Annotated in this window: 11 protein-coding genes and 1 tRNA gene; 2 read left to right on the forward strand and 10 right to left on the reverse strand. The window is 41.7% G+C overall.

Features of this window, described 5'->3' with window-relative positions:
• Nucleotides 1-141: 141 nt before the first annotated feature.
• From MSHOH_RS19280 to MSHOH_RS19300, 5 genes are all read right to left on the reverse strand, one after another.
• A complete protein-coding gene (locus MSHOH_RS19280) occupies nt 142-1287 on the reverse strand; it encodes a hypothetical protein (protein WP_239451067.1) in 1146 nt (381 codons plus the stop codon).
• A 188-nt stretch (nt 1288-1475) separates the two neighbouring features.
• A complete protein-coding gene (locus tag MSHOH_RS19285; protein WP_048142129.1) occupies nt 1476-2294 on the reverse strand; it encodes a chymotrypsin family serine protease in 819 nt (272 codons plus the stop codon).
• On the reverse strand, nt 2261-2602 hold the full coding sequence (locus MSHOH_RS19290; protein ID WP_048142130.1) for a hypothetical protein: 342 nt from the start codon (nt 2600-2602) through the stop codon (nt 2261-2263). Before MSHOH_RS19290 ends, MSHOH_RS19285 begins: the two co-directional genes overlap by 34 nt.
• 784 nt (nt 2603-3386) lie before the next feature.
• A tRNA-Thr gene (locus tag MSHOH_RS19295) sits at nt 3387-3458 on the reverse strand.
• Nucleotides 3459-4018: 560 nt separating this feature from the next.
• Nucleotides 4019-5029, reverse strand: a complete 1011-nt coding sequence (locus MSHOH_RS19300; RefSeq protein WP_048142131.1) for a class I SAM-dependent methyltransferase — start codon at nt 5027-5029, stop codon at nt 4019-4021.
• Between the two features lie 144 nt (nt 5030-5173).
• Between MSHOH_RS19300 and MSHOH_RS25425 the strand changes: the two genes are divergently transcribed.
• On the forward strand, nt 5174-5605 hold the full coding sequence (locus tag MSHOH_RS25425) for a hypothetical protein (RefSeq protein ID WP_239451068.1): 432 nt from the start codon (nt 5174-5176) through the stop codon (nt 5603-5605).
• Nucleotides 5606-5662: 57 nt separating this feature from the next.
• Here the strand turns inward: MSHOH_RS25425 and MSHOH_RS19310 are convergent, their stop codons facing one another.
• The 3 genes from MSHOH_RS19310 to MSHOH_RS19320 form a co-directional block, all read right to left on the reverse strand.
• Complete coding sequence (locus tag MSHOH_RS19310) at nt 5663-6316, reverse strand: LysE family transporter (protein WP_048142133.1); 654 nt, start codon at nt 6314-6316, stop codon at nt 5663-5665.
• Nucleotides 6317-6516: 200 nt separating this feature from the next.
• Complete coding sequence (locus MSHOH_RS19315) at nt 6517-7530, reverse strand: transcription initiation factor IIB (protein ID WP_048142134.1); 1014 nt, start codon at nt 7528-7530, stop codon at nt 6517-6519.
• 190 nt (nt 7531-7720) lie between these two features.
• Nucleotides 7721-7981 (reverse strand): Gar1/Naf1 family protein, encoded by a 261-nt coding sequence (locus MSHOH_RS19320; RefSeq protein WP_048143660.1) that lies wholly within the window; start codon nt 7979-7981, stop codon nt 7721-7723.
• Between the two features lie 321 nt (nt 7982-8302).
• Between MSHOH_RS19320 and ppdK the strand changes: the two genes are divergently transcribed.
• Complete coding sequence (ppdK, locus tag MSHOH_RS19325; RefSeq protein ID WP_048142136.1) at nt 8303-10954, forward strand: pyruvate, phosphate dikinase; 2652 nt, start codon at nt 8303-8305, stop codon at nt 10952-10954.
• A 281-nt stretch (nt 10955-11235) separates the two neighbouring features.
• Here the strand turns inward: ppdK and MSHOH_RS19330 are convergent, their stop codons facing one another.
• Complete coding sequence (locus tag MSHOH_RS19330) at nt 11236-12201, reverse strand: polyprenyl synthetase family protein (RefSeq protein WP_048143661.1); 966 nt, start codon at nt 12199-12201, stop codon at nt 11236-11238.
• Nucleotides 12202-12236: 35 nt separating this feature from the next.
• Nucleotides 12237-13580, reverse strand: coding sequence for an RNase J family beta-CASP ribonuclease (locus MSHOH_RS19335; RefSeq protein ID WP_048142138.1), 1344 nt, complete (start codon nt 13578-13580; stop codon nt 12237-12239).
• Between the last annotated feature and the right edge of the window lie 419 nt (nt 13581-13999).

Below are 13999 nucleotides of genomic sequence, written 5' to 3' on the forward strand. Positions count from 1 at the left end.
AAAAGTATCAATATAGTACTCTTTTTGGAAAATTTCATATTTTTTATTTTTAAGGATTTCTACAGAGCCGATTATCCTTTGTCTCAGAGATAATATCCTGAAAGCCTGTAAGCTCTAACTTATGTGAATTCAAATCCTGTATTAGTTCTTCCTAAATTTCCACCCTCCATAAAGACAGGTCAAGCCACCCAATAAACTGAAGCCTGGAGTAGAGCTAATTTCACTTGATTTACCCCCATTATCAGATTCAGAATTACTATTATTAGACTTATTAAGTTCTGCAGTGTTTTCGTCTTTAGATGCTGATAAATTTGTCTCTTCAGATGCCTCTATATCTTCAGTCTCGATTTCATTAACAAATACTCCCTCGTCAAAAATGACAGGAACATCATTTACATTTTGTTTTCTTGCTTCTTCATTAATGATCTGGTAAATCTCTTTAACTATAGTATTCTTTTCTTCATCAGGCAAAGTTTCATTAATTCCGACTTCTAATCTAGTGAGCTCTATTCCGTATATTATTACCTGTCCTCTTTCCATATATGGATTGATTTCATCCTGGGTGCTACCAGCAATTGCAGACAGCTTATCCGCCCAGGCAATTATCTCATTCTGGTCTTTTAATAGAGGAATTTTCCCATAAGCTGCAATATTTTTATACAATGGTATCGTCGGCTTTTTCTTCATAAATTCTTCAAGAGCATGCATCTCTGATTCAGAAAGATTATTTGTACTTCCTCCAAACTCGTGAATAATACCCTGTTCTATATCCAATATAATTTCTCGATTTCCGTAAGTTCCATATCCAAACTCCACAGGAATATTTTGTATACCCATTTCTTTTGCAGAATTGTCTACTGAAGTGTATACTTCATTCATTAACGTCTCATCAACATTACCATACTTGAACAAAATCACAAAGTATCCCTTGGTATTAATTCCGCAGGAAATTACCTCTCCATGAGGATACATATATTTGGAAGCAAGAGTGTCTTTTAACTTATTACTGAGCTCTTCAAGGGTTGAATTCCAATTTTCTTTTTGTTCTTCAGTTTCCAGTATAGGAAGTTCTCCGTGTCTGGTAATTACAGTATTCCCTTGTGAGCTCATACCAAAAAAGTAATTATAATAGTCATAATCCACATTACTCACTTCTGAATACAAGTAATCACCCGACCTAACTGACTCATTATCATCATAATTAATTCCAAAGGCAGTGCCAATGGTGCAACAAAATATCAAAAGAAACTCTATTAAATATATAAAACCAGACTTTGAGATTGTCATATATATCCCTTGAAAAATACTATATAGCTTGTGAAGTTGAATTAATGATCATAACAATAAAATTTAAACTATCTAAGTGATTAACTTAACCATAACATCCATTAAACTTGATTTTAAACCTCAAATGCCGTGAGCTCTAAAATTTTTACTAAATTATTAAAAAAGAAAAGGCTAATTTAAGTGCCTTTTCAAGCTGTGAGTGGGGTAACACCTAAATCGGATATTACTCCTGAATTTGGCGAGAACCACCTAGAACTGTAAAAAGTGCCCTTATGAACCCCTACCAGTCTATATTCATTGGTAGTAGGTATTACTCTGTAGACTGGAGCTCCACTATCTCCGGGCTGGGAAATATAATTGGCCTTTACCATATTAATATATGTCATTTGCCCATCGGTTAAGTTTTGAAAACCCACTACATTTCCACTTTTTACGCCTGAGGTAGTCCCAGACATATATACTCCCCAACCACTCCATGAATTAGATGGGGCTGAAGATACATAACTGTTGACATTTTTAGTTACTCCGCTACCAACATGAATTTTTGCAGCCACATTGCTATAGGGGACGAAGCATGCATCTGCATAATGACCACTGATTTTGCTAACACTCCCTGCCGCATCAGATGTTGGCTGATACATATCATAGCCTACGTAAGTTCCAAGGTGTTGTACAGTTACATATCCTTTAGTTCCAGAACCAGTTTGAGCAGCATACCCTATTGTTCCACAGGCACCAGTTTCACCGGTAACCTTTATAGCGCCAATTATTGGACGATAATAGCTATCATAACCACTCACTTCATCCTGGATAAAATCGCTTTTACCGAATACAACAGGAGCTTCCTTTATAGATACTTCACTTGCTCTTTTACTTATTACATTGTATATTTCATTAATTTGGGAATCTGTAACATTCATACCTTCATAAAACACAACCTCAAAATAGCCGTTAATATCAAAACCATAACCAATTACTGGACCTTTTGGATATACATATGGCTCCATACATCCCCTAGTTTAAGTCTAGCCTTATCAAGCTTACCAAGCCAGTTTCGTCTTTCTGCTTGAGTAGTATACTGTGGGATTTGTCCCTTTGTCGTCAAGACTTTGGAATCTTCTTTCAAAGAATCTAAAGTTTGGGGACCAAAATCAGGTATCTGCATGTCATTTAGTCCTGGTTCATTTATTCCCGAAACTTCACCTTCTGATGAGACGACCGTCAAATCGTCTGCAGACGCCGAAGCTACAAATACTACTTCGATAAGTAGCATTGCCAAAACAAATATACCTGTTCCAATTTTATTACGATTCATATTCTTTCTCCTGTTTAGCACCCAGGAGGCAGAATCAGGTAAGCTAAGCCTTAAATATACGCAAAGCTAACTTTATTGTGCCTCTTAGGGCAGATATTATAGAGTTTGCGGGATCTTGGGAAATCTTCAAACTCTATAAACTACTTTTTATCAACTCCTTATAAGTTTTCTGTGTAATTCTCAAATTATGCGATTTTCAGATTCAAAATGAACCTGAAATTATTCTTCGATCTTTGTTAGTTGGATGATTTGGCCAATAATTTTATGTATGAGCATATTGCTCTAACTCATATTCAAGTATATATATATAAAAAATAACTGGTAAGATTTTGCAGTCACATAAATCGATAATTTAGTTAGTCCATGTGAAGCCTAGACTGATATGTTCTTTAATAGTAATATACTAGCAAATAAATACACATGTTGAAGTTATTCTTCGATGAATTATATGTTTCAAGTTAAGAAATCGTCTCACTCAGGTTCTCAATCTATAACGCCTTTTCTTATGAGCCCACAAATTATTTTATAAATTATAAGTTTAGCCTAAAAATAGACATTGGGTTTTCCATATGGTCAGCAAAATGTCAAAACTTTATCATTAGAAACAGCTGAGATATCATAACCTCAGAAGCTTTTCCTTTAAAACATTAGGAAAAAATAGTTGAGCTTCTGAAGTGAGGAGTATTTAATGGCTTATTGGAATCAAAATATTGGAAGAAGGTACTGATGATACTTCCATTGTCTCACAGTTCCAGAAAGTAGGCTTTGAACCAAAAAAACCGATAGCCGCCGGAGGGATTTGAACCCTCGACCTGCTGATTACGAATCAGCCGCTATACCGCTAAGCCACGACGGCACATGGATTGAAGAATAAGCAGACTTAAAAGAGCGATTAAGAATTTAACTATTTCGCTCGTAAGAGTTATCTCTTTCCTTCAAAATGAATAATAAGAGGAAGAAAAACAAAAGCTATTGGTTACTTTTTAACTCTTTTGGTTTATTTAAACTTAATTTCAACTATTATTTTCCTCTTTTTTTAAAGTACCGGAGGTAAAACCATACGAATATAAGAACAATAAGAATTGAAACGCCTAACATGATATAGGCAAATGTGGACATCTGAAACCAGCTCCCTGTACGTATATAATTAAAGAATTACAATTTAATTAAAGAATTACAATTATAAAATATAATATATTTGCCCGCAAATCAGGCAGCTATTAAGCATTTTATTGAAATTGACATGCAAATGTTTAAGCATTTCTTTTATGTACGGCTCTTAATTCCAGTCCTGCAATTCTTTCTTTCCCGCCTTCAAGGAATTCTTTACTGGTACATTATCCCGGATGCCCATGAGTGCCGGCGCACAAGCGGACTCATACTTCGAAACTCAGGAAGCCGACAGCAGGCAAGATTTCAGAGAATCTTTGCCTCGATGCATATATTGTACTGGTGAGGAGCATATGAGCGGACTACCCTTTTCTCCAGAACTTCAATCTTCCTTCCTACTTTTTCCGCAGCTTCTCGGATGAGTTCGATAGAACTTTCGAAGAGATCATCTTCAGGGGTTATTCCGTAGTAGTGGATAATTCCACCTGGCTTTGTAAGGAGGACAGCAGAGTCAAGGAACTCGTGGGCGCTGTGGGGGAGGTTCATGATCACGTGGTCGGCAATTCCTGCAAACCTTTTTGCCTCTTCCCTGGCATCGCCTTTTATTGCTTCAATGTTTTTTACGGAGTTAAGGGAGATATTTTCTTTCAGGTAATACACTGCATCAGGGTTTTTATCGATTGCTATAACTTTTGCAGGCTTTTTACTTTTTGCAAGCAGGATACTGTAAGGACCTACTCCGGCAAACATATCGACAACAGTATCACCATCTTTAACCCAGGAAAGGATTCTTGAGCGCTCAGTAGAAAGGCGAGGAGTGAAATAAGCCCTTGCAAGGTCAACTTTGTAGCGACAGCCGTATTCTCTATGTATAGTTTCGGTCCTGGGCTCGCCTGCTATTACCTCAAACTCTCTTATCCGGAATTCTCCGATAACAGGAGTGAGAGGCCTGACCACGGATTTTATATTTGGCTGAGTCCTGAGGAGGGCATCAGCGATCTTTAAGGCTGTCTGTGCGTCCAGATTCTCGTCTTCGAGGAGAGCAATATCCCCTATGACATCATAAGCAGGGTTAAAGCCGAGAAGGTCTTCAGGGACAGGTTTTTTCTCCAGGAGCTCGAAATCGAAATCTGTAAGCTCGAAGCCTTCAGGCAGGCTTTCCAGTTCCTCAGGGGCAGGTTCTCTGGAAAGCGGGAGATAAAGAAAGGTTTCATCCGAACCTATTTTCAGTGAGTTGTCCAGAATTTCAAAACTGAGAAGTACCCTTCTTGCAGGTTCTCCTTTCTTTTTGGAAATTTTTATGCATTGCCGCTTCATAGAGCTCCTACCTTCTGAAACTCTAAAGCTATCCTTTTGTTATTAAGTTTTCTCAATCAGAAATCGAACAGGAAACTTGGTTAAAAATTTTGCTATAAAGACATATTTATATATTGAATTATGTAAAATATAAATAATTAAAAAATGTTAAAATGGAAAGGAAGGGGTAATCTGGCACTTGAAATGATCATATATAACCTGAGAACGATATCACTGGGACTGCAAATTGTGGTTTTGCTGATATTTTTGCTAAGCCTGATAGTATTACAAAAGAAAACAAAAAAAGGAAGCATAAAAAGACACGGAAAACTAACAACCGGAGGATACGTCCTTGCAGTATTATCGGTCCTTTTTATGCTTTATTCGGCCTACAACGTGGCAATTGCCGGAAGGGCTCTTTCAGTTATATATATTCATGGTCTTTTTGGAGCCATATCCCTGATTTTTGGCTTTATTTTCGTTATTAACAGATGGAAATGGAAAACCCGTAAAAATATGAGAATACTGCTGGCTTTATGGGTACTCACATTCAGTGGAGGAGTATTGATCTATCTGACCTTTATTGGAAAGCTCTGAGGAAAATACTGAAAAAAAAGGAATTCTTTGGAAATAAGAAAAAATAAAGGTCTTACTTCACGACAGCTGAATGGGATTATTAAAGTTAAGCATGAAATAAAAACCGAAAATCACCAAAAACCCTCCGCAGGCGTACAGGATAATTTCATGAGTACGCTCGGAGAACAGAGTTTTTCCACGGCTGAAAGACCCGGATACTGCAGTAAACCAGCTAAGGTCCGCTGTCCAGTGTCCGAGAATATAGGCTATTGAGACAAAAAGCCCCAGTTCATACGCCCTCAGCACAAGCGCGCTGCCCGCAGTCAGCCACCAGATCCAGAAGTAAGGGTTGGAGACTGAGGTTATCAGGCCTAACACCACTGGATTTGAAGTCAATTTCATGTCTGACTTTTCAGGAGAAATACCCGCGGAAGCAGCAGCTTTTGCATCCTTTACCGTAAGCAGTCCGAAGACTGCAAGGGCAAGCCCACCAATAACGGAAATAGCTGAAATTGTGCTGCTGCCGACAAATGAAGCAAATCCAAGAAGGATTAGAACAGAGAGAAAAAACTCAACCAGCATATGCCCGAGTACAACCTTCGGACCTGCAAACCAGCCTTTCTTGAGAGAAAGCTCTATGGTTGCAAAAAACATCGGTCCTGGAACCAGGGCACCTGTAAGCCCGATAGTGAAGCCAAGGAGAATGGCTCTTAAGATCTCGATTGTCAGCATTATAACCCGAAGTTTTTATAAATCTACTCATTTTTTACAAATATATACCTTAAAAAAAGAAGGATGCTCGGAAACAGAATATATAAGTACGCTAAAAAGATCAGTTCTAAAGAAAAGGGAAGAAAAAGAGGGAAAACTTAAACCCTCCACCCACCTGAAGAACCTATAATCAGGCTGGCTGAATAAAAAAGAAGAAAAGTTTAGAGAATGATCTCTATGTCCAGTTCTTCTGCAAGTTCTTTATACCTGTTCCTGATGGTAACTTCCGTGACTCCGGCAACATCTGCGACTTCACGCTGAGTCCTGCGCTCTCCGCAGAGAATGGACGCAATGTAAATTGCAGCTGCGGCAACTCCTGTTGGCCCCCTTCCGCTTGTGAGTTCTTTTTCTGAAGCCTGCCTGAGGATTTCAACACTCTTTGACTGGACTTCTCCTTTAAGGTTAAGCCCTGAGCAGAACCTCGGAACATAGTCGATTGGAGAAGTTGGCATGAGCTTTAAGGCAAGTTCTCGAGAAATGAAACGGTAAGTCCTTCCGATTTCTTTCCTGCTTACCCTGGAAACTTCTTCGATCTCGTCAAGTGTCCTCGGGACACTGCACTGGCGACAGGCTGCATAAAGAGCTGCTGCGGCTACACCTTCAATGCTCCTTCCGCGGATAAGATTCTTGTCCACAGCTTTTCTGTAGACGACTGCTGCTGTTTCCCTGACAGTTCTGGGAAGACCAAGAGCAGAAGCCATTCTGTCCAGTTCGGAAAGGGCAAAAGCGAGGTTTCTTTCAGTTGCGTTACTTACACGAATTCTACGCTGCCATTTTCTTAAACGATAGAGTTGAGCACGGTTTTTGGAAGATATGGACTTTCCGTAGGAGTCACGGTTTCTCCAGTCAATCATTGTGGAAAGACCTTTGTCGTGTATTGTATATGTCATGGGCGCACCCACACGGGAACGCTTCATACGCTGATCGTGATCGAAAGCTCGCCATTCCGGTCCTTCATCCACAAAGTCGGCATCAATGACAAGTCCGCAGTCCCCACACACGAGCTCCGCTCTCTCATAGTCGTGAACTAGGTTTCTGCTACCGCATTCTGGACACACGGCCTTTTCGGTCTCAAAACTTTGCTCCTTTTGTTTTTCTTTGCGAGCTTTAATCATGGCACGTATTTTTTCTCTTTCAAGAGTGTCCGAATAGCGAACTCTTTCGACTTCTACCATATTATATCACCTTACAAATTAACATGACCATATGTTTATCCCTGAATTTCAAGTCTGCATCATATAAATTACAGTATATATATAAAAGAAGGGAGAAGAAAACTCGCGGCTATAACTAGCGAAAAACTTATAAACCTGTTAAAGTTAGACCATAACAAAGGATTAAAATCTTCATCGAATGTCAGAGATCTCACCGAATATAGACCCTTTCATTGACGAGAGCCCGAGTTTCTGAATCAGGAATTCGCTTAAAGCCCTTCACTAAAAAATATGGATGGTTCACAGGTCCAAAGACACTGACAATTGTACCAATCCGGTTCAGAGCCTTGTCAACAACAACCGAATTCAATTTTGGAAGACTACCTGAGACGTTATCGGGTTTTACCTCATCCCCTCTAATTATCAGGTTTCTAACACCTGACCTGTGCAGCACGGTACCGAGTCGTTTCATATCAGCCACGAATAGTTTATGCCTCTATACTCAGGGCAGAAATACCCCGGTTTCGAGTGGATTAAACTGTCAGTCCCGAATAAGAATATATATCATAGACTGAAAAGCATATGTAGTCTATGTTCATTATATATAAAGATATCGCAAGACCTATATTATACATAGAGTTTAAATAATTTAAAAGAGTAAGGTATAAAATACGGGGAAAGTAAACCACAAGCTTATATATTAAATGGACATTGTTGGCAACAACCAGACCTACAGTCTAGGAATGTTTGACTCTAACTCCGATTAATGATCTCGATCCAGGGAGGAGAATCATTGTCCAAGTTCGTATATTTTTTTGGAAAGGATGTAACTGATGGCAAAAGTAGTATGAAAGACCTGCTTGGAGGTAAGGGTGCAAACCTTGCCGAGATGGCAAATCTTGGAGTTCCCGTACCACCAGGTTTTACAATTACAACCGAAGTCTGTGTACTTTATCTTAAGGAAGAAAAATATCCAGATGAGGTGCTCAGACAGGTAGAAGAAGCAATCGATAAACTGGAAACATTAAACGATAAAAAACTGGGAGATCCCAAAGATCCGTTGCTTGTTTCCGTAAGATCCGGAGCCAGGGTGTCCATGCCAGGGATGATGGACACAGTTCTGAATCTGGGACTTACGGACAAATCGGTAATCGGACTCGCAAACAAAGTCAATGATGAAAGATTCGCTTACGATTGCTACCGAAGATTTATTGCCATGTTTGGGGACGTGGTGCTTGGGGTTGAATTTAGAAAATTCGATTCCTTAATCGAGGACAAGAAAAAGGAACTGGGGGTTAAATCCGACACTGACCTTGATTCAAAAGCATTAAAGGAATTAGCAGAGAGATTTAAGGAAATAATCAAACTCGAAAAAGGGTTTGAGTTTCCACAGGATCCCAAAGTTCAGCTCCAGATGGCAATCAACGCTGTTTTTGACTCATGGAATAATCAGAGAGCCATTACCTACAGGAAGCTGAATAATATTGATGACAGCTGGGGCACAGCCGTCAATGTACAGACAATGGTCTACGGGAACAGAGGAAATACCTCAGGTACAGGTGTTGCTTTTACCAGAAACCCGTCTACCGGTGAAAAGAAATTCTTCGGGGAATACCTCATCAATGCACAGGGCGAAGATGTAGTTGCAGGAATAAGGACTCCGGATTTCATAAACACCCTCGAGGACAAAATTCCGGAAGCCTATGCTCAGCTTGTGGACATTTGTCAGAAGCTTGAAGCCCACTTCAAGGACATGCAGGACATAGAGTTTACAATCCAGGAAGGAAAACTCTACATGCTGCAGACCAGGACCGGAAAGCGCACAGCTGCTGCAGCCGTGAAAATCGCAACCGATATGGTAGAAGAAGGGCTCATTGACAAAGAAACTGCTGTAAAACGAGTTAATGCGGAGCACATTGACCTGCTTCTGCACCCGAGGATTGACCCGACAGTAAAACTTGAAGTAATAGCAAAGGGTCTTCCCGCATCTCCAGGAGCTGCTGTCGGAAAGGTGGTCTTCACTGCCGAATCTGCTGAAGAAATGGCAGAACTCGGAGAAAAGACAATCCTTGTTCGTACAGAAACCTCCCCTGAAGATATAGGAGGAATGGCAGCTGCACAGGGAGTCCTTACCGTTCGCGGAGGAATGACTTCTCACGCAGCAGTCGTTGGAAGGGGCATGGGCAAACCCTGCGTAGTTGGTTGCGGAGAAATCTCAATCGATATTAAGAGCTCCCTCTTCATGGTTAACGGCTTCACAATTAAAGAGCACGACTACATCACGATTGACGGCAGCATAGGAAGCGTCATTATCGGGAAAGTAGACCTGATCGATGCCGAAATAAATGAAGACCTTAAAAAGCTCCTCATCTGGGCTGACGAGATCAGGACTCTCGGAGTCAGGACAAATGCAGACAACCCTGCTGATGCAGCTCTTGCCCGTGAACTCGGTGCAGAAGGTATCGGGCTTTGCAGGACAGAGCACATGTTCTTTGGAGAAGACAGAATCCCCGCAGTTAGGGAAATGATCATGGCCGAAGACGAAAAATCAAGGAAGAAGGCCCTCAAGAAACTGCTCCCAATGCAGAAAGAAGACTTCCTTGGAATCTTCCGCAGCATGGAAGGTCTGCCTGTAACTATAAGACTCCTTGACCCGCCTCTGCATGAATTCCTTCCGGACAAAGAAGAGCTCGATGAAAAGCTCAGAGAACTTGAAGCTTCAGGAGACTGTGGAAAGATCGATGAGGTAAAGAAAGTTATCCAGCGTGTAGTTTCCCTTAAGGAACTCAACCCCATGCTCGGGCACAGGGGCTGCAGGCTCGGAATTACCTATCCTGAAATCTACAACATGCAGGTGCGCGCAATCATGGAGGCTGCCTGTGAGCTTACTGCCGAAGGACTGAAAGTTATTCCTGAAATAATGATCCCGCTCGTTGGCCTTGTAAAAGAGCTCACTCTCACCAAAGAGGAAGTCTGCAAGACTGCAGAAACCGTAATGGCTGAGAAAGGCATGAAGATTGACTACAAAGTAGGTACCATGATCGAACTGCCCAGAGCCGCAATTGTTGCAGACCAGATTGCTCAGGAAGCTGACTTCTTCTCCTTCGGGACAAATGACCTGACCCAGACAACCTTCGGGTTCAGCAGGGACGACGTGTCCAAATTCGTGCCCATCTACCAGAAGGCAGGCATCCTTGAACACGATCCCTTCGCAGTCCTTGACCAGGAAGGTGTTGGCGAGATCATGAAGATCGGTATACAGAAAGGCCGCTCCGTCAAACCCAAACTCAAGATGGGAATCTGCGGAGAACACGGCGGAGAGCCGAGATCCATTGCCTTTGCCCACAAAATAGGCATTGACTATGTGAGCTGCTCACCATACAGGGTCCCGATTGCAAGACTCGTAGCTGCTCAGAGCACAATGGAAATGAGAAACGCAAAATAAAAAGACGTTTAAAATAAATCTTAAATTTGAATTCTGGCAGGACTAAATCCTGCCTTCAATCCTCTTTTTTGAAAAATACTTTCCTGAGCGTAGAGAGCCTCCTGTATGGTCTCAACTTTGAAAGTTCTAAATGTTTTATTTTCTCATAAGCTACTCATCAAAAGAGTATCTGATATTGATCAATTGATCACAGTAGTAATTGATATTGATCAAAAAGAAAGTGGGAAACAAAACAAAAAAATTAGAAATTGAGATATGGATGAGCCAGAATCAGCTCATCCTCAATATTCTCTTGAGATCATATAGTCAGCAATCTGAAGGAGAAGAGTTTTTTCGGGACAGTCCCTGAGGACATCCAGTTTTGCCTTACCTTCATTGATATATGAGATTGCAAGATTTTTCACATAACCGATTGACCCACATTCGGTCAGAGTCCGAACGGCTGTTTCTGTTTCAGAGATAGTAGCTTCACCTTTTCCAAAGATGCCCAGCTCCACGCCTTTTCCGAAAGCATCAATGACAATGAGTGTGTGTTTCCCTTCCATTAAGTCACTGCCCCTTACCTTTCCGAGCACTTCTTCAGGCGCGATCATATCAAGGACATCATCATACATCTGGAAGCCTATTCCTATAAGACGCCCATATTCGGATAAAGCCTCGGCAACTTCGTCAGAAGATCCTCCGAGGAGGGCACCGATTTTGGCTGCGGCTGCATAGAGGACAGAGGTCTTCTTTTCCACCATCTCAATATACTCGGATTCCGTAACCTTTTCCCTTGTTTCGAAGTCCATATCAAGCCATTGCCCTTCACAGATTTCGGTACAGGTCTTTGAGAGGATATCCATACACTTTAGAACCCTTACAGGCTCATTTTCGACTTTTGAGAGGATTTCGAAAGCTTTGGAATAAAGAGTGTCGCCTGCAAGAATTGCTCCGGCTTCACCCCATCTAACATGGACTGCAGGCATTCCTCTGCGGATATCGTCTTTATCCATTATATCATCATGGATCAGAGTGAAATTATGTACAAGTTCAACAGCGACTGCTGCAGGCAAAACGGACTTGAGATCGGAACCGACAGCTTCTGCTGCCAGGATGAGAACTGCCGGACGAAGGCGCTTTCCCCCGGCATCCACAAGGTAACGGGAAGCTTTGTACAGCTCCTCGGGGCTGGTCACCGGAAGCAATTCATCAATTGCAGCATCAACATGAGAACTTCTTTTTTTAATTTCATCAACAAGCGTCATAAGCATCACGAGATACGGGGTTTTTCATTATAGGGTTACTCTTCTATATATAACACTTCGCCGTTTCTGAGAAGGTGTACGGTATCTCCGAGTACATACCCCGCATCTTCTGCCATTTCGATGTAGTGCCCGTGCATTTCCATATCTCCGTGGGCAGGAATCACATGTTCGGGATTAATCATGCGCAGAAGTTCCCAGTGGTCTTCCCTGTATGCGTGCCCTGAAACGTGGACGTTGTCATAGATCCTGCCGCCCTTCATTTTGAGTTTGGTTTCAAGAGCATAGCGGTTTGCCTGAGTCATCGGGCTCGGGATCACGTTTGCAGAGAAAATGATCTTGTCCCCAGGCTCAACTGTATAGGGAGTTTCCCCGTTTGCAACCCTCACAAGAATGGAACCTGGCTCCCCCTGGTGTCCTGTGACAATAGGCAGATACTTGTTTTTGCCTTCCTGCATGATGCGCTTGAATGCCCTATCGACATCCTTTCTCGTGCCGTAAATCTCCACATTGGAAGGAAGCTCAAGATAACCGACATCTCTGGCAGCACCCACATAACGTTCCATTGAGCGCCCCATAAGCACCGGAATCCTGCCCATCTCTTCGGCAGCCTCGATAATCGCTTTGAGCCTGGCAATGTGAGAGGCAAAGGTCGTAATGATCATACCGACATCAGATTCTTCCGTACCGAGAAGGACATCCCTTACCATGTCTTTTGCAATCTGTTCGGAAGGAGTCTTGCCCGAGCGTCCGGCATTCGTGCTCTCTGTAATCATTGCAATGACCCCTTCCTTTCCAAGGGATTTGAAGCGGTCAAAGTCAGGAGCCTCACCCATTGTCGGAGTCCTGTCCAGCTTGAAGTCACATGCATAAAGGACAGCTCCTGCCGGAGTGTGCACAGCTGCGAGTACACAGTCAATGATACTGTGCTGGACTCTGATGAATTCTATAGAAATATCTTCCGTGACCTGGTAGGTCCCACCTGCCTGCAGAGGGATTACCCTGTTGCAAACCTCAAATTTGCGTTCAGACTCAATCTGTTGCTTGATGATGGCTGCTGTATAGGGGGTAGCAAGTATGGGGGCGTTATACCTGTGGGCAAGCTTAGGGATCGCACCTACATGGTCAAGGTGCCCGTGAGTACAGACGATTGCCCTTACAGTCCCGTTGATTTCTTTCATAATAGTATCATCAGGAATTGCACCCATCTCGATCAGTTCAAGAGAATGCATTTTGTCAATCTCGACATCCTCGTGAATTTGAACCCTGTCAAGTCTGAGTCCCATATCAAGAATAACAATATCTTCACCTATAATGACAGCAGTCATGTTGCGGCCCATTTCATTATAGCCGCCGACTGCAACAATGCCTATTTCAGTCATATTTTTTTAACCTCATATTTAATTTATTGAATATCTTATCCTTATGAAAACCGAAACCTCAAAAACAGATCCGGTAACGGACTTAAATCAATGACCATGAATGTAAACGTGTAATGGAAAAGCATGGAATCATAATATTGAATCATCTTTTTAGAAAAGTCACTTATGAAAGCTACTTTTATACCCTTGAAGAAGTCCCCTCCTGGATCAATTGCACCAGGCTGCAGTTCCTAGCAGAATAATACACTTTAAATATATATTTGTTTCAGTATACAAATATTTTGACCTGCCAGAATTTTCGGAAACTAACTCCGATCCTGTTCTTATGTAACTAAGATTTCCAAAAGGACTTCTAACTTACAGAGAAATTCGGATCCGAACATTCTCTATACTCACTTTCGGTATTCTTCCTTAGTTAC

Origin of the sequence: Methanosarcina horonobensis HB-1 = JCM 15518 (assembly GCF_000970285.1) — an archaeon.
Taxonomy (GTDB): domain Archaea; phylum Halobacteriota; class Methanosarcinia; order Methanosarcinales; family Methanosarcinaceae; genus Methanosarcina; species Methanosarcina horonobensis.